The organism is Streptomyces sp. NPDC059897 (assembly GCF_042730865.1).
Taxonomy (GTDB): domain Bacteria; phylum Actinomycetota; class Actinomycetes; order Streptomycetales; family Streptomycetaceae; genus Streptomyces.
Genome location: NZ_JBHWKQ010000028.1, coordinates 69108 through 89746, shown reverse-complemented (window position 1 = coordinate 89746; position 20639 = coordinate 69108). Strand labels below are relative to the sequence as shown.

The window sequence follows — 20639 nt, the reverse complement described above, 5'->3', positions numbered from 1 at the left end:
CGTCGGGCCGGCCGGGGAAAGGGTCGGTCCGGGTCAGGCCCGCGAGGCGAGGCCCAGGTAAACGGCGGCGAAATCCGTGACGGCGATCAGCTCCGCGAGGGTCTCCAGGTCGCTGCCCTCCTCCGGCTCCAGCTCGCTGATGGCGATGTCGTGCGAGAGCGCGAGTTCGCGGGCCGCGGGCGCGGCGGTGAGGCCGCCCGCGGGCCGGTCGCGCAGCAGGACGACGCGGGCGCGCATCATCTGGACCTCCTCGACGCGGTCGCGGAAGAAGTCGTCGGGGTCGGCGCCCGCGGCCAGGTCGCCGGTGAGGAGCGCGCCGTGGGCCGGCATCGCCTCGGGCAGGTCCGCGGCGAGCGCGGCGCGCCCCGCGAGCTCGGCGAGGGCGGCGGCGAAGCGGCGGCCCGCCGGGCCCGCGGCGGCGCCCTCGGTCCAGATCAGCGGGAGCGCCTCGGCGAGCTCGGCGGCGAGCGTCTTGGCCGGGTTGCTGTACGTGGCGATGGCCGGGCCGCAGCGCTCGGCGACCTGGTCGAGTCGGTCGGCGACCTTCTCGAGGGTGTCCGGCTCGGCCGCCAGGAGGCCCGTGCGGTCGAGCAGCGCGAGGAGGGGCGTAAGAAGCGCCCAGAGTGCGCCCGGCGCGGAGGCGGCCGCGGGTTCGTCCGCCTCGTACGGGGCGGTGGCCATCGGTACGAACAGGCCATGGGCCGCGGTGATCGACTCGGTCAGCGGGGCGCCGGAGGGGCAGACGGCGACGGGCGTGACGCCACGCCGGTACGCCTGCTCGACGAGGAGCGAGAGGCTCGGCTCCGAGCCGTCCGGAGTGGCGATCAGGAGGAGGTCGACCGAGCCCGCCCAGCCCGGCAGCTCCCAGCGCAGCGCGCCGGACGCGGGGGCCACGCCGGTGGAGCGCAGGCGGACGACCGGGCAGGCGGCGCCCGCCAGGCGTCCGACGAAGTCGGCGACGCCCGCGGCGGCCGTGCCGGGACCCGCGATCAGGACGGCGCGGGGGCGGCCGTCGGGCTTCAGGTCGGCGATGCCGGCCTCGGCCGCGTGCCGGGCCGCCGTGCGGACGCGGGCGCCGGCCTCTGCGGCGCCGCGCAGCAGGCCGCGGCGGTCGGCCCTGGCCAGCGCGTCCGGGTCGTCGAGAAGCGATTCGTCGAACATGGCGTCGGGCCTCCTGCGGGCGGCTTCTTTTCGGGGGTTACGCGGGGCGGCGGGCCTCGTCGATCAGGAGGACGGGGATGCCGTCGCGGACCGGGTAGGCCAGGCCGCAGTCCTTGCCGGTGCAGATCAACTCGGCGTCGGCCTCCTTGAGCGGGGCGTGGCAGGCCGGGCAGGCGAGGATCTCCAGGAGGCCGGCTTCGAGCGGCATGGTTTCCCTCCGGGGGGTGTGGGGTTCGGGTGCGCTGCACCGCGTGCGGTGGCCGGATGGCCGACCGGGGTACGGCACTGGTCACCAGCCTACCGGCGGGGGGCGGGGGGCGTGTCGTGACCGGGGTCGTGGCCTCCGGCGGGGGCGCGGCGTGCCGGAGGTCGGCCTTGGCGGCGGATTGCCCCCAGGCGGCGGGAGCCTGGGCCCACCCGGGGTTGACGCCGCGGGGCTCCGCCCCGGACCCCGCTGCTCAATCGCCGCAGGGCCGTGTCGTGGCCGGGGGGCCGTCGTGAGGGGTGCGCGGCACCGGGTGCCGCCTTGCCCACCCTGCCGCCCAAGGCGGCAGATTGCCCAAGGCGGGGGCAGCGCTCCGGTCGGCCGACGGCCCCCGGAGGGGGCGGGTGGTGGGAGGTGGCGTGGGGCGTGGAATTGAGCCGCCTGGCTTGGGGCGGGGGGCGCCGGGGCCCTGGCCTCCGGCGGGAGCGCGGCGTGCCGGAGGTCGGCCTTGGCGGCGGATTGCCCTCAGGCGGCGCGAGCCTGGGCCCATCCGGGCTTGACGCCGCGGGGCCCCTCCCCGGGCCCCGCGCCTCAATCGCCGGCGGGGCTTGATTTACCCACCCGCCGCAGGGGGTTGATCGGCTCAACCGCCGCCGGGGCCGCGGCGGCACCCCGTGTGGCCGACGCCCCCGGAGGGGGCGGTGGGTGGGAGATGGCGTGGGGCGGGAAAACAAGCCGCCTGACTTCGGGCGAGGGCCGGCGGAGGTCTCTGTCCGTCCGGGGTCGACGCCACGGGGCCCCTCCCCGGGATCCGCGCCTCAATCGCCGGCGGGGCTTGATTGGCTCAACCACCGCCGGGGGCTTGGTGTGCCTCAGGCGCGGATGATCGCCAAGGCCTCGTCGCGGATCTTTTCCATCGTCGCCGTGTCCCGGGCCTCCGCGTTCAGGCGCAGCAGCGGTTCCGTGTTGGACGGGCGGACGTTGAACCACCAGTCGGTCGCCGTGATCGTCAGGCCGTCGAGCTCGTCCGTCGTGATGCCCTCGCGGCCCGCGTACGCCGCCTTGATCGCGGCGAGGCGGTCGGTCTGGTCGGCGACCGTGGAGTTGATCTCGCCGGAGGCCGCGTACCGGTCGTAGGCGGCGACCAGGGCGGAGAGCGGGCCGTCCTGGCCGCCGAGGGCCGCGAGGACGTGGAGGGCCGCCAGCATGCCCGTGTCGGCGTTCCAGAACTCGCGGAAGTAGTAGTGCGCGGAGTGCTCGCCGCCGAAGATCGCGCCGGTGGTGGCCATCTCCTGCTTGATGAAGGAGTGGCCCACGCGCGTGCGCACGGGCGTGCCGCCGTTCTCCTTCACGACCTCCGGCACGGTCCAGGAGGTGATCAGGTTGTGGATGACCGTGCCCGAGCCGCCGTTGCGCGCGAGTTCGCGGGCGGCGACCAGGGCGGTGATCGCGGACGGGGACACCGGGTCGCCGTTCTCGTCCACCACGAAGCAGCGGTCCGCGTCGCCGTCGAAGGCGAGGCCGAGGTCGGCGCCCTCCGCACGCACGCGTGCCTGGAGGTCCACGATGTTCGCCGGGTCCAGCGGGTTCGCCTCGTGGTTCGGGAACGTGCCGTCCAGCTCGAAGTACATCGGTACGACGTCCAGCGGCAGGCCTTCGAGGACCGTCGGCACCGTGTGCCCGCCCATCCCGTTGCCCGCGTCCACCACGACCTTCAGCGGCCGGATCGCCGTCAGGTCGACCAGTCCGCGCAGGTGCGCCGCGTAGTCCCGCAGCGTGTCCCGGCGCGTGACGGTGCCGGGAGTGGCCGCCGGCTCCGGGGCGCCCGACGCGCTCCACTCCTCGGCCAGGCGCCGGATCTCCGCGAGGCCCGTGTCCTGCCCGACCGGCGCCGCGCCCGCCCGGCACATCTTGATGCCGTTGTACTGGGCCGGGTTGTGCGAGGCCGTGAACATGGCGCCTGGCAGGTCGAGCGCGCCCGACGCGTAGTACAGCTGGTCCGTCGAGCACAGGCCGATCTCGGTGACGTCGGCGCCGAGGGCGGCGGCCCCGCGCGCGAACGCCGCCGTCAGGCCGGGCGACGAGGGCCGCATGTCATGCCCCACGACGATCGCGTCGGCGCCGGTCACGCGCACGAACGCGGCACCGAACAGCGCGGCGAGCTCCTCGTCCCACTGGTCCGGGACCACCCCACGCACGTCGTACGCCTTCACGATCTGCGACAGATCAGCAGCAGCCACGGTCTGCCCAGCCCTCCTGGAGTCCTGCACGGACCCACAAAGTACCTGGCCGCACCGACAACGGACCGTGAACCCCTCATTCCTCCCGAGGAACCCGCCCGCCCGCATCCTCACTGGTCACAGCAGTACCTGGCGAAACCCGCCCCCGCTCACGGCAGCATCCACGACAGCACGGCCGTGCTCTGCCCCCACACGATCAGGCACATCACCAGGAGCAGGCCGAGGCTCCACGGCAGCACCTTGCGCAGCAGGTCGCCCTCCCGGCCTGCGAGGCCGACCGCCGCGCAGGCGATCGTCAGGTTCTGCGGCGAGATCATCTTGCCGAGGACGCCGCCCGAACTGTTCGCCGCGGCGAGGAGTTCCGGCGACAGGCCCGACTGCTGGGCGGCCGTCACCTGGAGGGCGCCGAAGAGCGCGTTGGCCGAGGTGTCGGAACCGGAGACCGCGACGCCGAACCAGCCGAGGACGGGCGACAGGAAGGCGAGTCCGGCGCCCGCGGCGGCCACGAAGTGCCCGATGGTGGCGGCCTGTCCGGACAGGTTCATGACGTACGCGAGGGCCAGCACGCTCGTCACCGTCAGGATCGCGAACCGCAGTTCGTGCACGGTGGCGAACCATTCGCGCGCCGCGTCGCGCGCGTGCACGCCGATGACGACCGCGGTGAACAGGCCCGCGATCAGGACGAGCGTGCCGCCGGTGGAGAAGATCGGCAGCGTGAAGATGTTGCCGCCCACGGGCTTGCCGCTCGGGTCGGCGACGTTCAGGAAGGGCCAGTCGAAGACCCAGTTGGCCTTGGCGAGCAGGTCCTTGAGGGCGGGGATCTGCGCCAGGGAGAAGATCACGACGATCAGCGCGTACGGCGCGTAGGCGCGCAGCACCTCCGGCCGCGTGTCCTCCTCGTCCAGGTCCTCACTGCGTACGCCGGTCAGGACGGCCGCGCGTACGGGCTCGGCGGCCGGCCTGCGCGCGTGCGGCACCGCGACGAGCGCGCCGGCACCGACCAGGGCGGCGCCGATGTCGGCGAGTTGGGCCGACACGTAGTTGGAGGCCACGAACTGGGCGACGGCGAAGGCGAATCCGCACGCGACGGCGGGCACCCAGGTCTCCCGCAGGCCCCGCTTGCCGTCCACCAGGCCGACGAGCACGAGCGGCACCACCAGGGCGAGCAGCGGCGTCTGACGGCCCACCACGGAGGCGACGACGTCGAGCGGAAGGCCCGTCACCTGAGCCAGCGTCACGACGGGCGTGCCCATGGCGCCGAAGGCGACGGGCGCCGTGTTGGCGACGAGCGCGACGACCGCGGCCTTCACGGGGTCGAAGCCGAGCGCGACCAGCATCACCGAGCAGATGGCGACCGGCGCCCCGAACCCGGCGAGCGCCTCCAAGAGCGCGCCGAAACAGAACGCGACGACGAGCGCCTGGATGCGCGGATCGTCGGAGAGCCGCCCGAAGGAGCGGCGCAGGATGTCGAAGTGCCGGGTGCGCACCGTCATCCGGTACACCCACAGGGCGTTGACGACGATCCACATGATGGGGAAGAGCCCGAAGACCGCACCCTGCGCGGCGCTGGAGACGGTCTGCCCCAGGGGCATGTCGTACGCGAGCCAGCCGACGGCGGCTGCCACGGCGAGACCGATCAGGCCCGCCCGGTGCGCCTTCATGCGCACGGCGCCGAGCAGGACGAGGACGGTCACGAGCGGCAGGGCCGCGACGAGCGCGGACAGGCCGAGCGAGCCGCCTACGGGCTCCAATTGCTGGACGAACACGATTTCGCCTCCCGGAATCCCGGAGTCGGGTGGCGAAATCGTCGTGTCCTCAACAATCACGGGTCAACGCGTGCGACTGTGAAGATCCCGTGAAGGGGGCTGATCCAGAAGGAAATTGGTCAGTTGTCGGGCGAGCGCAGCACCCGGAGGTGGCCGCGGCGGGCGACCTCCATGGGGTCCGCGGTGCGCGGCCCTGAGCCACCGGCCTCGGCCGCGCGCTCCTGCGGGCGGGCCGCCTCGCGCACGGCGTTGGCGAGGGCCTCCAGGTCGTCCCCGCTGGGGCGGCTGGGACCGCTGCCGTCGGAGAGCCGGACGACCTCCCAGCCGCGCGGCGCGGTGAGGCGCTCGGAGTGCTCGGCGCACAGGTCGTAGCAGTGGGGTTCGGCGTAGGTGGCGAGGGGGCCGAGGACCGCGGTCGAGTCGGCGTAGACGTACGTCAGCGTCGCGACGGCGGGACGGCCGCAAGCGGTGCGCGAACAGCGACGTACAGGGCTCACAGCGTTGGACGGTACCGCACTCTTGAGCGGGCCGCGACGACTCTCCCCGAGGTCACCCCACCGTGTCGTGGCGTGATACGGCGCACACCACCGCGCGCGGGCGCCCCGATGACCTGCGCCGACCCCGGGTTGTGCGCCCCACGGGGCAGTTGAAAGCGGTCACCACTGCGGGCATATAGCGCCAATTGCCGCGAGATCATCGATCCGGGAGAGAAGTTGAATCAGCCCCAAGAATGGCTTGATCGGTCAGGAAGCGACATGGGGTGCTCCGTCCGGCGCCGCCCCGCTTACGGCGCCGCGGAGGACTACGCTGCGTCAGTGATGGAAAGGCCAGTCAACACAGACGACGCGGTTTCGCCGCCCACCGGGGAGCCGCGCCCGCCGCGCCGCAGGGACCGGCACGGCAGGGGCATGCGCGGCCCTGTGGCACCCCCGCAGGTGCCGCTGTCCGCCAGCCGCGCGGAGGCCTTCTCCGATCTCGTACAGGACTCCGTGGAGCGCCTGGAGCGGCGCTGGCCGCAGCTCGCCGAGGTCGACTTCCTGATCCTGGACGTGCCGCGCCTGACGGCCGAGGACGAGGCCAGGACCGGGGGCACCGTGCCGCTCGGCGGCACCGTCCCCGCGCGGGACGACACCCCCGCGCGCGTGGTCGTCTACCGGCGCCCCGTGGAGATCCGTACCAAGGGGCGCGAGGAGCAGGCCGCGCTCGTGCACGAGGTCGTCGTCGAGCAGGTCGCGGAGGTCCTGGGGCTCACCCCGGAGACCGTGGACCCCCGGTACGGGGACTACGGCGACTACGGGGACGGCGAGGACTGACCCCGCCGCCCGTCCCGCGGTCGGCTACTTCTGCACCACCGAGAGGTCCTCGTCGGCCTTCGGCACCGACACCATGCCCCGGTCGTCCGGCAGCGTCTGCACCGTGAACGCGGGGACGGAGCCCTGCTTCTTCTCCAGCATCCGCGAGCCGTGCACCGGGCCGCCCGACACCGGCTCCACCGTCAGCGCGTAGCTGCCCTTCAGGCCGGACGGGACGGGCGGGGTGACCGAGAGCGTGGTGCCGCCCTTGACCGTGTACTCCTTCGTGGTCGCCGTGCCGCCCTCGGTGCCCGGGGACGCGGTGACCTTGACCTTGCCGGTCGCACCGGGGGCGGTCAGGGCGAGCGTGGAGCCCTTGGAGCGGTTGTCGGCGACCGTGGCGCGCGCGCCGATGCTCCGGGTCGCCGGGATGAACGCGGTCTCCTGGTCGGCGCCCTTGCCGCGCGTGACGCGCAGCGCGGCCACGACCGGCACGGAGCCCTCGGCGGGCGTCAGGAACAGCGAGCCCGCGTCACCGCGCGTCACGGCGCCGAGGTCGACGGCCGTGGTCATGCCCGACTTCAGGTGCAGCGTGTCGTGCCCTGCGGGCGCGATCTTGCCGCTGGAGGTGGCGAGCTGGACCTTCAGGTCGGCATCGTCCTGGCCCGGCGCGAAGGCGACCAGCCGGACGTTCTTGGCGTCCTTCGGGATGCCGGGCAGCACGAGGGACGCGGCCGGGTCGGCCGATGCGGGCAGCCAGTCCCCGCCCTGCTTCTCGTCCACGTCCGACAGGGCCGCCCCGACCCGGCCGCTGCGCGCGGTCACGTGCAGCGTCAGGTTCGTGTACGCCTTGTCGGTCAGCGTCGACAGCAGCACCGGGACGCTGGAGTGCGGCGGGACGGTGATGCCCTCGCCGACGTCGGACTTGACGGCCCCTTCGGGGCCGTACATCTGCACGTCCACGACCGCGGCCTCGTCGTCCGGGTTCGTGAGGTGGACGTAGTCGCTGCGGCCCTTGGCGGTGCTGGCGCCGGGGAAGTAGAAGTCCGTGTCGGGCTCCGAGCAGTTCACGCCGAGCAGTCCGCGGCCGGAGCCCGCGGTCACGCTGGTGGTCTGCTGGACGGTCCAGCCGGGCGCGAGGGGGCCGTCGGCGGTGCCGGTCAGCGCGGGCGCCTCCGCCCCCGAGGACTCGCCCGCGACGGGCGTGCCGGGCTTCTTCGGGGTGACGACCGCCTTGCCCTCCTTGCCGCCCTTGGCGGGCAGCAGCTCCGCCGCGCCCGCGCCCTCGGTGCCCTTCGTCACGGGCGTGTACGAGGTGTACGCGGTCTCGGCGAGGTCGGACTGGCTGGGCTCCGGGCACAGCAGGCTGGAGCGCTCGACGGGCAGGCGCGCGGCGGCCGTACTGCCGGACGTGTCGTCCCCGCCGGGCGTCGTGGCCGCGGCGAAGCCCGTGACGGCGGCCAGGGCGGTCACGGCGGCGATCAGGGACAGGGTCGTGCGGTTCACTGCTGGCTCCCGTCGGGGCGCTCATTGTCGGCGCCGTTGCCGTGGCCGTGCTGCTGCTCGTACGCGGGGTCGAACGGCTGGTGCTGCTCGTACCCGCCTCCGTAGGCGTACGGGTCGTACTGGCCCGCCTGGTAGGGGTCGGCCTGCTGGTCGTAGCCGTAGGCACCGGCCTGGTACTGCTGCTCCCCCGCCGCGTAGGTGCCGTACTCGGCGGACGCGTAGCTGGGCTGGTCCCACTCCGCGTACGTCTGCTGGTGCGGGAAGCCGGCCACCGGGGCCTCCTCCGGAGGAGGAGGCACTGCGGCGCCCGGAACCGGCTGCGGCGCCGGCTCGGCCTGGGCCGCCTGCTCCGCCTCGGCCTGGGCGCGCAGTCGGCGGGCCCTGCGGCCGTCGCCCGCGAGGTCCTCGGCGGTCACCACGGGCTCGTCCGGCAGGTCGTCGTCGACGTTCTCACGGCGGCCCGGCAGGGCGAGCACCACGAGGACGAGGGCGAGCGCGCCCTGCGCCCACAGCCAGAGGGTGTGCGTGATCGGGGCGTCGTAGGTGACGTCCAGCGTGCCGCCCGAGGCGGGCAGTTCGAAGCCCTGCGCCCAGCCGTCGACGGTGGTCTTCGTCAAGGGCGCGCCGTCCAGCGTCGCGGTCCAGCCCTCGGCGGACTGGTCGGCGAGGCGCAGGATGCGGCCCTCCTTGCCCTGCGGCACCTTCGTGTGCAGCTCTACGGGGCCCGCCGCGACCGGCACGGACTCCTCCGCGGTGGAACCGACTCCGGCCTTCGGCAGGACGACGGCCCGCGCCACCTGCCGGTCGACGCGCCACAGCGCCGTGCCGTCCTGCTGGCTGAGCCGGGTCAGGCCGGGCGTCGCGTCGAGGACGCGGCTCACCTCGCGCGGCGCCCCGCCCCGTACGAGCACGTAGCGCACGGCGAAGCCGCCGAGCTGGTCGGCCTGGTCGGCGCCGGAGCCCGCGACCAGGTTGGCGACGACCTTGTCGAGCCTGGCGTTCTCGCCCGCGGCCTCGGTCAGCTCGCCGTCCCCGAGGCGCGCGCCCGCGCCCCGGACCAGCGAGTACGAGACGTCGCCCGTGGAGCCGTCCATGACGAGCGTGCGGGCCTGGTCGCGGGTGCCGGCTTCCTCGGCGACGAACGCGGGCACCTGCACCGGGTCGCGCCGCTCCACGGGCCCGTCGGCGCCGCCGATCATCCAGCCCGCGGCGAGCAGTACGGGGCCGGCCGCCGCGGCGAACGCGATGAGCGCGGCCACCGGCTGGCGCCAGCCGAAGCTCTGCTCGGCCACGCGCGAGCGCGCGCCGTCGGCGCCGAGCGCGGCGGCGGCCAGGAGCGCGATGCCGTAGACGAGGGTGGCGGGTCCGGCCCACGCCGAGCCGTTCGACAGCGCCGCGAAGACCAGCGCCACGAAGGCGACGGCCCAGGCGGTGAGGATCGCGAGACGCCGCTCGGTGCGGAGCAGGGCCGCCAGCGCGGCGAGGACGATGCCGACGAGCAGCAGGCTGCCCGTGGTCCCGGAGCCGCCCGGCGAGGCGCCGAGCAGGCTGAACCCGGTCGCGGCCCCCGCCTCGTACGGGAGTCCGGCCTCCTTGAAGAAGCCGAACGGGAGCAGCGAGAGGGACCACGGCGCGAGCATCAGCAGCGGCGTGCCGAGCACGGCCAGGAAGCGCAGTCCGTAGGCGGTGATGTCCGAGCGCCGCACGACGAGGAGGGCGATGCCGAGGACCAGCGCGATCGGCCACACGATCGGCGTGAAGGCCGTCGTGATCGTGAGCAGCAGCGCGTACGCCCAGGTGGCCCGCCAGCTGCCGCGCCCGCCCTGAGTGTGCGTCAGGCCCGAGGCGGCGAGGCCCGCGCGCGCGAGGAGCGGCAGCAGGATCGCGAGGACCGCGGTGCCGATGCGGCCGCCCGCGAGGGCGCCCGTGACGGCGGGCAGGAAGGCGTACGCGACGGCCGCCCACGCGCGCAGCAGGCGCGAGGTGACGAGCGGCCTGGACGCGAAGTAGGCGGTGAATCCGGCGAGCGGCACGGAGCCGACGAGCAGCACCGTGACCGCGAGTCCGGTGGAGCCGAAGAACACGGAGGCGAGGGTGGCGAGGACCGCGAGGTACGGGGGCGCCGCCTGGGTGCCGCCCGTGCTGGTGGCGTGCCAGGCGTCCACGTAGCGCGCCCACAGCTCGGAGGCGTCTGCCGGAGCCGGCAGCAGCGCGCCGCCCGCGAGCGCCCCGCCGCCCAGCAGCCCTCTGCAGGCGATGAGGGAGACGAAGAGCAGCAACACGACGAGCACGGGCCCGGGGTTGCGGGCGATGCGCTTGAGGCGCGCGAACCGCTCGACCCGGACGAACTCGGCGTCGTCGGGCGACTCGAGGCCACCGCCGCCGTGCCGGCCCGCCCTGGCGGTCTCCGGGTCGGAGCCCTCGAAGAGGCTGCCCGCCACCTGCTCGACGGTGAGCCGCACCGTCGCGCCCGGCGGCGGGAACAGCGGGCGCAGTTCCTTGGGGTCGACGGCGCCCTTGCCGCGCTGTCTGCGGGCGGCGAGGATCCGCCCCGGCCGCAGCAGCGTCGCCAGCAGGCCGGTGATCTCGTCGAAGGCCTGTCCCGGCACCTTGCCGACGAGGTACGCGAGCGTCCGCAGCACCGTGCCGAACACGACGCGGAGCAGGACCCACGGAAGCGTCGCCCCGCGCGCGTTGGCGAGCAGGGTGTAGACGGCGCCCGCCTTGTCGACCTTGTGCGGCGACGTGGCGGTGCGGCCGACGCAGTCGACGGTGCGGCGCTCGCGCGAGGACGCCTCGGCGTGCCGCACGACGGCGTCGGGGGCGACGACGACCCGGTGGCCGGCGGCCTGGGCGCGCCAGCACAGGTCGACATCGTCACGCATCAGCGGCAGCCTGCGGTCGAAGCCGCCGAGCTGCTCGAAGACGTCACGCCGGATCAGCATGCCCGCGGTGGACACGGACAGGACGGGCCGCACGTGGTCGTGCTGCCCCTGGTCCTGCTCGCGGCGGTCGAGGCCGGTCCAGCGGCGCCCGGAGTGGGCGATGGAGACGCCGACCTCGAGGAGCTGCCTCCGGTCGTACCAGCCGCGGAGCTTGGGGCCGACGATGGCGACGTCGCTGCCGGCCTCGCGCTCCATCTCGACGACGCGCAGCATCTGGGCGAGCGCGTCGGGATCGGGCGCGCAGTCGTCGTGCAGCAGCCAGAGCCACTGCTCCGGTTCGCCGTGCGGCAGGTCCGGCAGGTCGTACGCGTCGTCGCGCCAGCTGCGGCTGACGGGGTCCCAGCCGCTGGGGCGCTTCAGGTACGGAAGCTCTTCGGGGGTGAGGACGCCCGCGCTGCGCACGGCCTCCTCGACGGCCTGGCCGAAGCCGGTGCGGCGCGCGAGGTGCAGCACGCGGTCGTCACCGATGGCGCGGGCGACGAGCGCGGCGGACTCGTCGGCGCTGCCGGTGTCGGCCGCCATCGCGTTCTGCACGGGGCGCTCCTGGGAGAGCAGACCTGACAGAACGTCGGGCAGCCAGCGCGCTCCGTCGTGCGAGACGACGACGGCGGTGACGACATGCCTGGGGAACTCGGGGGCGCTGCTCGGGTCGACCCCTGCTGCGGGCCCCGGGTTGAACGCGGCGGCGGCAGTACCGAATTGGCCTGCCGAGTGGCTGTGCACGGACATCGAGGTACGGGCCCCGGTTCGTTGGACTGCGGTGGACGCCCGCGCCCGCTGGGGACACGGTGGCGTCCGGGACGGGGCCCCACACTAACGGCTGCCAACAACAGCGACCCGCCGCCTGTGGACAACCACGGGCAGCGGGCCGGAAAGCACCGCACATCTCGGGGACTAGACGGCGGCCTTCTTCAGCCGGCGGCGCTCACGCTCGGAGAGGCCGCCCCAGATCCCGAAGCGTTCGTCATTGGCGAGCGCGTATTCGAGGCACTCGGAGCGGACCTCGCACGCGAGGCAGACCTTTTTGGCCTCTCTCGTGGAGCCGCCCTTCTCGGGGAAGAAGGATTCGGGGTCGGTCTGGGCGCACAGCGCGCGCTCCTGCCAGCCGAGTTCTTCTTCCGCGTCCTCGACCAGCAGATCCTGAAACGACTCGGTCATAGTGCGCCCCTCGTCTGTCCGTGCGTCCCCGTGATGTTGCCGCTACCGATTTCGGCTGAACGACACGAGTGAAATTACAAGTGTGCCGATCCGGGGCAGTCAAGCCGAGATCTGCTATTGGGCCCGTTATTCACTCTGCGGAACCAAGGCTATGCGGAAAGTGTTCAAATCGCCAAAAACCGTGACACTTGCCCGCGGCTCATGTGGAGCCGACCGCACACCGCGCGACGACCCCTCCTTCGATGAACCGCTACAAGGAAGGACGCCGCGAAGATCACTGACGTTCCGACGTTTGCGCGCCGGGTTGCTGCGCCACATGTCCTGTCGGCTCGCTGCACAAACCTTTCGCCTGACAAGGACACCGGATGAGGTGAACCGTATTCCACAATCCGGACATTGGGTTGACAACAAGGGCATGACCCGCTGTCCTGATGGGCATGCTCGCGAATCCGGCACCCTCGACGACCCGCACCGCCGGGTCCGTTCGCGCTGCCCTCGCGTGTTGCTGTTGCTGTTCCAGCTGTTGAGTCGTTGAGCCTCCAGAGCTCCGACCACGCTTCTTCTCATCCCAGTACGGCCCTGTGCACCGCACTCCCTTGAGGAACACCACCACCCCATGAACAGCGACAGCGACCTCCAGATCGCCGGCGACCTCTTCGAAGTACCGCACCTGCTGCAGCCCGCCCGGGAGCACCCCGAGACGGTGGCCGAGTTCGTCGGCCTCGCGCGCTCCATCGCCGCCGACCGCTCCCAGTGGGAGCACCTCGTCGAGTACGACGCCACGACCCGCTGGTACCACCGCCTGCGCACCGGGCCCGGCTACGAGGTGTGGCTGCTCTCGTGGGTGCCGGGCCAGGGCAGCGGACTGCACGACCACGGCCTCTCCTCCGGCGTACTGGCGCTGCTGCAGGGCGAACTGACGGAGCGTACGGAAGGGGGCGTGCGCGCGCTCGGCACCGGCGCGCAGCGGGTCTTCGCGCCCGGGTACGTGCACGAGGTCGTCAACGACTCGCTCGAACCCGCGGTCAGCCTGCACGTCTACTTCCCCGGACTGACCGAGATGCCCATGCACACCCCCACCTGCTCGGTCGCGGACGGCGCCGAGGGCGCCGCCGCGGACGCCACTGTCTGAGACCGGCCGACGCGTTGTCAGAGGTGCCTGCGATGCTGGGCACATGCGCATTGTGGTTCTGGCAGGCGGCATCGGTGGTGCCCGGTTCCTTCGCGGTCTCAAGCAGGCGGCACCGGACGCGGACATCACGGTCATCGGCAACACCGGGGACGACATCCACCTCTTCGGCCTGAAGGTCTGCCCGGACCTCGACACGGTGATGTACACGCTGGGCGGCGGCATCAACGAGGAGCAGGGCTGGGGGCGCACGGACGAGGCGTTCACGGTCAAGGAGGAGCTCGCGGCGTACGGGGTCGGACCCAAGTGGTTCGGGCTCGGCGACCGGGACTTCGCGACGCACATCGTCCGTACGCAGATGCTGAGCGCCGGCTACCCGCTCAGCGCCGTCACCGAGGCGCTGTGCGAGCGGTGGCAGCCGGGCGTGCGGCTCCTGCCCATGTCGGACGACCGCGTGGAGACGCACGTGGCGGTCGATGTGGACGGCGAGCGCAAGGCCGTGCACTTCCAGGAGTACTGGGTGAAGCTGCGCGCCTCCGTGGACGCGCAGGCCGTCGTGCCGGTGGGGGCCCAGGAGGCGAAGCCCGCGCCGGGCGTCCTGGAGGCCATCGCCGAGGCCGACGTGATCATCTTCCCGCCGTCGAACCCCGTGGTGAGCGTCGGGACGATCCTGGCGGTCCCGGGGATCCGAGAGGCCATCGCCGAGGCGGGCGCGCCCGTCGTCGGGCTCTCCCCGATCGTCGGTGACGCGCCGGTGCGCGGCATGGCGGACAAGGTGCTCGCGGCCGTCGGCGTGGAGTCCAGTGCGGCCGCCGTCGCCGAGCACTACGGGGCGGGACTGCTCGACGGTTGGCTGGTCGACACGGTCGACGAGAAGGCCGTGGAGCGCGTCGAGGCGGCCGGGATCCCCTGCCGCGCCGTGCCGCTGATGATGACGGACCCCGTGGAGGGCACCGCCGCGGCGGAGATGGCGCGCGAGGCCCTGAAGCTCGCCGAGGAGGTGCGGGGCGCGTGACTTCCCCTGCGGCGATGTCCCCCGACGCTCCGTCCTTTCGCGCCTGGGCCGTCCCCGGGCTCCCCGAAGTACGCGAGGGCGACGACCTCGCGAAGCTGATCGCCGCCGCCGAGCCGGGGCTCGTCGACGGTGACGTGCTGCTCGTGACCTCGAAGATCGTCAGCAAGGCCGAGGGGCGAGTGCTGCGGGCCGACGACCGGGAGGCCGCGATAGACGCCGAGACCGTACGGGTCGTGGCGCGGCGCGGCCCGCTGCGGATCGTCGAGAACAAGCTGGGGCTCGTGATGGCCGCGGCGGGCGTCGACGCCTCCAACACCCCGGCCGGGACGGTGCTGCTGCTGCCCGAGGACCCGGACGCCTCGGCCGCCGCCATCCGCGACGGCGTGCGCGACGCGTTGGGCGTCGAGGTCGGGGTCGTCGTCACCGACACCTTCGGCAGACCGTGGCGGACCGGGCTCACCGATGTCGCCATCGGGGCGGCGGGCGTGCGCGTACTCGACGACCTGCGGGGCGGCACGGACGCGTACGGGAATCCGCTCAGCGCCACCGTGGTGGCCACGGCGGACGAGCTGGCGGCCGCGGGCGACCTCGTGAAGGGGAAGGCCGGCGGGCTGCCGGTCGCCGTGGTGCGTGGCCTCGACGCGGCCACCGGCGAGGGCGAACAGGGCGGCTCCGCACGGGAGTTGGTGCGGGTCGCGCGCGACGACATGTTCCGGCTCGGCACGTCGGAGGCGGTGCGGGAGGCCGTGACGCAGCGGCGGACCGTGCGGGCGTTCACCGACGAGCCGGTCGACCCGGGGGCCGTGCGGCGGGCCGTCGCCGCGGCCGTCACGGCGCCCGCGCCGCATCACACGACGCCGTGGCGGTTCGTGCTCCTGGAGTCGCAGGAGTCGCGCACGCGGCTGCTCGACGCGATGCGGGACGCGTGGATCGCGGATCTGCGGCGGGACGGCAAGAGCGAGGAGTCCATCGCGAAGCGGGTGCGGCGCGGGGACGTGCTGCGCAACGCGCCCTATCTGGTGGTGCCCTGTCTCGTGATGGACGGGTCGCACACGTACGGGGACGAGCGGCGGGACGCCGCCGAGCGGGAGATGTTCGTCGTGGCCACCGGGGCCGGGGTGCAGAACTTCCTGGTCGCCCTGGCCGGGGAGCGGCTCGGGTCCGCGTGGGTCTCGTCGACGATGTTCTGCCGGGATGTCGTGCGGGAGGTGCTCGGGCTGCCGGAGTCGTGGGATCCGATGGGGGCCGTCGCGGTGGGGCACGCCGCGGGGGCGCCGGGGGATCGGCCGGAGCGGGTCGTCTCCGATTTTGTCGAGGTGCGGTAGGGCGCTTTGCCGAGAGCGGGTGGGCGTCGCGGGCGGTTCTGTGTCGCGGGTTCCCTCAACTCACCACTGCGCGATGTCCACCTTGCGCATCTTGGGCTGCCTGCGCGGCGGTGAGACGCCGCTGAGCATGATCAGGCGGGCCGCCCGGTGGCGCTGGCCCGCGTACGGGGCCAGGAGTTCCAGCATGACCTCGTCCGTCGCGTCCCGGTTGGCCGCGAGGGCATAGCCGACGATTCCGGGCAGGTGCAGATCGCCCGTCGTCACCTCGTCGGGGGCGCCGTGCGTGCGCTGGACCGTCTCCGCGGAGGTCCAGGGGCCGATGCCGGGGACCAGTTCCAGGCGGGTGCGGGCCTCCCCCGGCGCCATCCGCGCCGCCTCCTCCAGGCGGCGGGCCACCTTGGCCGCGCGGATGATCGTCGAGGCGCGCTTGTTGTCCACGCCCGCCTTGTGCCACTCCCAGGAGGGGATCAGCGTCCAGGTGCGCGGGTCGGGCATCACGCGCATGCGCAGGTCCTCGCCGGCCGGGCCCGGGGCCGGTTCGCCGTACTTGTTCAGGAGCAGGCGCCAGGCGCGGTACGCCTCGTCCGTCGTGACCTTCTGTTCCAGGATCGACGGGATCAGGGATTCGAGGACCAGGTTCGTGCGGGTCAGGCGGAGGCCGGGGCGGCGGCGGGTCGTCTGCGCGACCAGACGGTGACGGGGTTCAAAGGCGGTCGGGTCGTCCGACTCGCCGAGCAGGTGCGGGAGTTGGGACTGGAGCCAGTCGGCTCCCTCGCCCCAGGTTCGGGTCCGGACCGTGCCGTCGCGCTCCTCTGTGACCTGGAGGGTGGCCGGGCCCTGGGGGGTGCGGCTGGATCGCCATACCGAGCCGTCCGGGGTGGTGCGGAAGGTGGGGTCCGCGGGGCCTCTGCGCAGGGGGCTCAGGGTGAGGCCCAGGTGGAGAGGGGTTTCGGTGGGGTATCGGCGGCCGGCCACGGGGTCCTTCTGGTGGGCGGGTGGTGGGGCGGGGGTTCTTCGAGGGTAAGTGGTTTTCTCCCCCAACCCGCCCCTTCCCGAAATTGCCCCTTCGGGGCCCCGTGGTTGACGACTCGGGGCTCTGCCCCGGACCCCGCGCCTCAATCGCCGGCGGGGCTTGATTGGCTCAGCCGTCGGCGGAGGCTTGATTGGCTCAGCCGCTGGCGGGGCTTGAATGGGGCAGCCGCTTGGACTACTGGTCCGACGAGAAGCGGATCGAGGCCGGGGGGAGGGTTGTGTTGCACCACACGCGGATGCCCGAGTGGAGTTCGTTGTCCGCGCCCACGTGGGCGCCGTCTCCTATCACCGCGTCCTTGAGGGTCGTACGGGCGCCCACGCGGGCCGCCGTGCCGACCAGGGAGTCGGTGATCACCGCGCCCGGTTCGATCACGGCGTCCGGCAGGATCGCGGAGCCGGAGATGCGGGCGCCCTCGCCGATCTGTGCGCCCTCGCTCACGACCGTGCCCTCGGTGAGCTTCGCGTCCGGTGCCACGCGGGCCGACGGCAGGACCAGGCGGTCGCCCCTGCGGCCCGGGACCGCGGGCGACGGGGCGCGGCCCATGACCAGGTCGGCGGAGCCGCGGACGAAGGCCTGGGGGGTGCCGAGGTCCAGCCAGTAGGTCGAGTCGACCATGCCCTGGAGGTGGGCTCCGGAGGCCAGGAGGTCCGGGAACGTCTCGCGCTCGACCGAGACCGGGCGGCCCGTCGGGATCGTGTCGATGACCGAGCGGCGGAAGACGTACGCGCCCGCGTTGATCTGGTCCGTGACGATCTCTTCGGGGGTCTGGGGCTTCTCCAGGAAGGCCGTCACGCGGCCTGTGGCGTCCGTGGGGACCAGGCCGTAGGCGCGCGGGTCCTCGACGCGGGAGAGGTGCAGGGAGACGTCCGCGCCCGACGTGCTGTGCTCGTCGACCAGGGCCGCGATGTCGAGGCCCGTCAGGATGTCGCCGTTGAAGATCAGGACCGGCTCGTCGGGGCCCGAGTGCAGGTGGGAGGCGACGTTGCGGATGGCGCCGCCGGTGCCGAGGGGTTCGACCTCGGTGACGTATTCGAGGTGGAGGCCGAGGCGGGAGCCGTCGCCGAAGTAGGGCTCGAAGACCTCGGCCAGGTAGGAGGTGGCCAGAACGATGTGGTCGACGCCCGCCGCCTTCGCGCGCGCCAGCTGGTGCGTGAGGAACGGCACACCGGCCGCCGGGACCATCGGTTTCGGCGTGTTCACCGTGAGTGGCCGGAGTCTGGTGCCCTTGCCGCCGACCAGGAGGATCGCTTCTGTCACCTGTCGTCTCTGCTTCCTGCTTGGGCCGGCCGAACTGTCTTTCGGCCGGCCAGTGTATGCAGACCGTGCGAGGCGCCCAGGCCGGCCGGCGTCAGCGGCCCTGTAGGTGGGCGGAGCTGGTGCGGGCGCTGCCGAGCTTGTTGTAGAGGCGGCGTCCCGGACATTCGGTCGCGAAACCGTCCCTGTGACCGGAGATCACCTTGAGTCGTACATTCTTTCCCTTGCGGTAGAGATTGCCACCGCCCGACTTCAGATATGTCGAGCCGCGCGGATTCGCGCCGTGCAGACCGAGCTTCCAGGCCGTGAGCCGGGCGATGGCCTTGACGGCCGAGCGGGGCGGGTTGGAGCTGCCGTACGAGCCCAGGACCGCGATACCCGTGCTGTTGGTGTTGAAGCCGAGGGTGTGTGCGCCCATCACCGGCTTGGCGACGCCGCCGGCCCGGCCTTCGTAGATGTTTCCGCACTTGTCCACGAGGAAGTTGTAGCCGATGTCACGCCAGCCACTGCTCTTGACGTGGTAGCGGTAGATACTGCGGATGAGTGAAGGGGCTTGCGAGCAGCGGTAGTTGTTGCCGGTCGCGCTGTGGTGGACGAACGCCGCCTTGACGGTTTTGGTGTAGCCGAGCTTGCGTTCCCGGAGTTTCTCGTTGGCGCCCCAGCCCTTGCGCGTGATGATGCGCGGGCGCGGGCCGATGAACGGGCGGGAGCCGGCTGCGGCGGGGTCGGCGCCGCGGGCCTCCAGCAGTTCGTCCTCCGTCTGCTTCTTGTCGAGGGCGGGGATGACGCCCGCGGTGGTGCCTTCCGCGCGGGAGCCCTGCGGGGGCTCGTCGCCGGGGGCGACGAGTTCGAGGCGCAGGCCCTTGGGGAGGGCGGCCGGTTCCGTGGCGCGTTCGTCGTCGGGAACCTCCGCCTTGACGCGTACCTCCACGCCGTCGCTGTCGCCGACCCAGAGGGGGGCGGTCGAGCCGTGCAGGGTGCCTGCGGCGCGCTCCGGGGTGTCCAGGTCGGGGGCGTCGTCGTTGTGGGTCTCCACGTCCTGCCAGGTGGACCAGCGGGTGGTGTCCGTGGTCCGCGTACGTACTTGTACGTGGCCGTGGAGGTGGTCGTCCGGGTCGTCCCAGACGACGCCGACGAGGGAGAAGGGGCGCACGTCGCGGCGTGTGAGCCCCTGTTCTTGGGGGACGCCGGCGGCGCGGGTCGCGGTGCCGGTGGGCGACGGTTCGAGGGGGAGGGACTGGGTGCTGCCGGGGACCGCTTCGCGCGTCGGGGACGGCGCGGCGTGCGAGGCCGTGGGCAGGGTGAGCGGGAGGGCCAGGGCCGTCGCGCACGTGACACCGATCGATGAAGCAAGGAATCCACGCATGCGCACGATCGTGTGCGGTTCCCTGGGCGGGGGCCATCGGGGGAGGGTCATACGGGTGTTGGGACTGTTGCGCGGCGTCGGGGGTGGCCAGCTGTGCCGGGGTGGGGGCTGGTGGGTTTCGTTGCGCGGCACCGGGGGGTGATCAGGTGTGCCGGGGTCGGCGCCGGTGGGTTTCGTTGCGCGGCACCGGGGGTGATCAGGTGTGCCGGGGTCGGCGCCGGTGGGTTTCGTTGCGCGGCACCGGGGGCCGCCTTGCCCACCCTGCCGCCCAAGGCGGCAGATTGCCCAAGGCGGCGGTGGTGGCGCGCGGGCAGGGCGGGCGGGTTGCTCAAGGCGGAGACGGCGTGCGGCCAAGGCGGGTGGGGGCGCCGAGGTGGCGGGGGTGCCCGAGCAGTAGTGGCCCGGCTGTGGGGGCCGGTGAGGTGCGTAGGGTGGGTGTGTGAATGTTGCTGCTCGTACTCCTGCCGCTCTGCTTCAGGCCGCTCTCGACGCCGATCCGGGGCGGCCGCTCGTCACCTTCTATGACGACGCGACCGGGGAGCGCGTGGAGTTGTCCGTGGCCACGCTCGCGAACTGGGTGGCCAAGACCGCCAATCTGCTGCAGGGCGATCTGAACGCCGAGCCCGGCGACCGCCTCGCCCTCCTGCTGCCCGCCCACTGGCAGAGCGCGGTGTGGCTGCTGGCCTGTTCGTCCGTCGGTGTCGTCGCCGACGTCGGTGGGGATCCGGGCGGCGCCGATCTCGTCGTCAGCGGGCCCGACACGCTCGATGCCGCCCGCGCCTGCTCCGGGGAGCGGGTCGCGCTCGCGCTGCGGCCGCTGGGCGGCCGGTTCCCGCAGCCGCCCGAGGGCTTCCTCGACTACGCCGTCGAAGTGCCGGGGCAGGGCGACCGGTTCGCCCCCTTCGCACCCATCGACGCGGACGAGCCCGCGCTCGTCGTGGCCGGCGCCGAGTGGACGGGCGCGGAAGTCGTCGAGAAGGCTGCCGCCGACGCCACCGGGCTCGGCCTGAGCGGCCCCGGTTCGCGGCTGCTGTCGGGGCTCGCGTACGACACCTGGAAGGGGCTCGCCGCGGGGCTCTACGCGCCGCTGGCCACCGGCGGTTCCGTCGTGCTGTGCCGCAACCTCGACCAACTCGGTGAAGAGGCCCTCGCCAAGCGCGTGGAGAGCGAGCGGGTCACCGCGACCGCCCGCTGACCCGTTCGGCTCAGCTCCCCCGGCCCGGCCGCGCGGCGGGGTCCATGGT

Annotated in this window: 16 protein-coding genes; 5 read left to right on the top strand and 11 right to left on the bottom strand. The window is 73.2% G+C overall.

Annotated features, from left to right (window positions below):
* Window positions 1-33: 33 nt before the first annotated feature.
* From ACFV9W_RS27220 to ACFV9W_RS27200, 5 genes are all read right to left on the bottom strand, one after another.
* Window positions 34-1161 (bottom strand): SIS domain-containing protein, encoded by a 1128-nt coding sequence (locus ACFV9W_RS27220; protein WP_385765470.1) that lies wholly within the window; start codon window positions 1159-1161, stop codon window positions 34-36.
* Window positions 1162-1198: 37 nt separating this feature from the next.
* Window positions 1199-1369, bottom strand: a complete 171-nt coding sequence (locus ACFV9W_RS27215) for a Trm112 family protein (protein ID WP_266710935.1) — start codon at window positions 1367-1369, stop codon at window positions 1199-1201.
* 869 nt (window positions 1370-2238) lie between these two features.
* Entirely contained in the window at window positions 2239-3606 is a 1368-nt protein-coding gene (locus ACFV9W_RS27210) for a phosphomannomutase/phosphoglucomutase (protein ID WP_385765468.1), read from the bottom strand.
* Between the two features lie 149 nt (window positions 3607-3755).
* Entirely contained in the window at window positions 3756-5372 is a 1617-nt protein-coding gene (locus tag ACFV9W_RS27205; RefSeq protein ID WP_385765465.1) for an L-lactate permease, read from the bottom strand.
* A gap of 119 nt (window positions 5373-5491) precedes the next feature.
* On the bottom strand, window positions 5492-5869 hold the full coding sequence (locus ACFV9W_RS27200) for a DUF3499 domain-containing protein (RefSeq protein WP_385765462.1): 378 nt from the start codon (window positions 5867-5869) through the stop codon (window positions 5492-5494).
* A gap of 321 nt (window positions 5870-6190) precedes the next feature.
* On the opposite strand from ACFV9W_RS27200, the gene ACFV9W_RS27195 reads away from it, so the two are divergent.
* Window positions 6191-6685: a metallopeptidase family protein gene (locus ACFV9W_RS27195; protein WP_385765505.1), complete on the top strand. Its 495-nt coding sequence runs from the start codon at window positions 6191-6193 to the stop codon at window positions 6683-6685.
* Between the two features lie 24 nt (window positions 6686-6709).
* Here ACFV9W_RS27195 and ACFV9W_RS27190 read toward each other — a convergent pair whose 3' ends face one another.
* The 3 genes from ACFV9W_RS27190 to ACFV9W_RS27180 form a co-directional block, all read right to left on the bottom strand.
* Window positions 6710-8170 (bottom strand): DUF5719 family protein, encoded by a 1461-nt coding sequence (locus ACFV9W_RS27190; protein ID WP_385765459.1) that lies wholly within the window; start codon window positions 8168-8170, stop codon window positions 6710-6712.
* The gene (locus ACFV9W_RS27185; RefSeq protein ID WP_385765456.1) at window positions 8167-11844 is read right to left on the bottom strand and encodes a glycosyltransferase; all 3678 of its coding nucleotides are present in this window, start codon (window positions 11842-11844) and stop codon (window positions 8167-8169) included. Before ACFV9W_RS27185 ends, ACFV9W_RS27190 begins: the two co-directional genes overlap by 4 nt.
* A gap of 165 nt (window positions 11845-12009) precedes the next feature.
* The gene (locus ACFV9W_RS27180; protein ID WP_127831770.1) at window positions 12010-12273 is read right to left on the bottom strand and encodes a WhiB family transcriptional regulator; all 264 of its coding nucleotides are present in this window, start codon (window positions 12271-12273) and stop codon (window positions 12010-12012) included.
* Between the two features lie 616 nt (window positions 12274-12889).
* On the opposite strand from ACFV9W_RS27180, the gene ACFV9W_RS27175 reads away from it, so the two are divergent.
* The 3 genes from ACFV9W_RS27175 to ACFV9W_RS27165 are packed head-to-tail and all read left to right on the top strand — an operon-like array spanning window position 12890 to window position 15742.
* Window positions 12890-13405 carry a cysteine dioxygenase gene (locus tag ACFV9W_RS27175; protein WP_385765452.1) on the top strand — a complete coding sequence of 172 codons (516 nt, stop codon included), beginning with the start codon at window positions 12890-12892 and terminating at the stop codon, window positions 13403-13405.
* Window positions 13406-13448: 43 nt separating this feature from the next.
* Window positions 13449-14417: a 2-phospho-L-lactate transferase gene (cofD, locus tag ACFV9W_RS27170; RefSeq protein WP_385765449.1), complete on the top strand. Its 969-nt coding sequence runs from the start codon at window positions 13449-13451 to the stop codon at window positions 14415-14417.
* A gap of 14 nt (window positions 14418-14431) precedes the next feature.
* The gene (locus tag ACFV9W_RS27165; RefSeq protein ID WP_385765502.1) at window positions 14432-15742 is read left to right on the top strand and encodes a coenzyme F420-0:L-glutamate ligase; all 1311 of its coding nucleotides are present in this window, start codon (window positions 14432-14434) and stop codon (window positions 15740-15742) included.
* Between the two features lie 60 nt (window positions 15743-15802).
* Here ACFV9W_RS27165 and ACFV9W_RS27160 read toward each other — a convergent pair whose 3' ends face one another.
* The 3 genes from ACFV9W_RS27160 to ACFV9W_RS27150 form a co-directional block, all read right to left on the bottom strand.
* Window positions 15803-16717 carry a DNA-3-methyladenine glycosylase family protein gene (locus ACFV9W_RS27160; RefSeq protein WP_385765446.1) on the bottom strand — a complete coding sequence of 305 codons (915 nt, stop codon included), beginning with the start codon at window positions 16715-16717 and terminating at the stop codon, window positions 15803-15805.
* A gap of 232 nt (window positions 16718-16949) precedes the next feature.
* On the bottom strand, window positions 16950-18032 hold the full coding sequence (locus ACFV9W_RS27155) for a sugar phosphate nucleotidyltransferase (RefSeq protein WP_385765443.1): 1083 nt from the start codon (window positions 18030-18032) through the stop codon (window positions 16950-16952).
* Between the two features lie 91 nt (window positions 18033-18123).
* A complete protein-coding gene (locus ACFV9W_RS27150; protein ID WP_385765440.1) occupies window positions 18124-19395 on the bottom strand; it encodes a peptidoglycan recognition protein in 1272 nt (423 codons plus the stop codon).
* A 439-nt stretch (window positions 19396-19834) separates the two neighbouring features.
* On the opposite strand from ACFV9W_RS27150, the gene ACFV9W_RS27145 reads away from it, so the two are divergent.
* Window positions 19835-20590 (top strand): TIGR03089 family protein, encoded by a 756-nt coding sequence (locus tag ACFV9W_RS27145; protein ID WP_385765437.1) that lies wholly within the window; start codon window positions 19835-19837, stop codon window positions 20588-20590.
* Window positions 20591-20639: the final 49 nt, after the last annotated feature.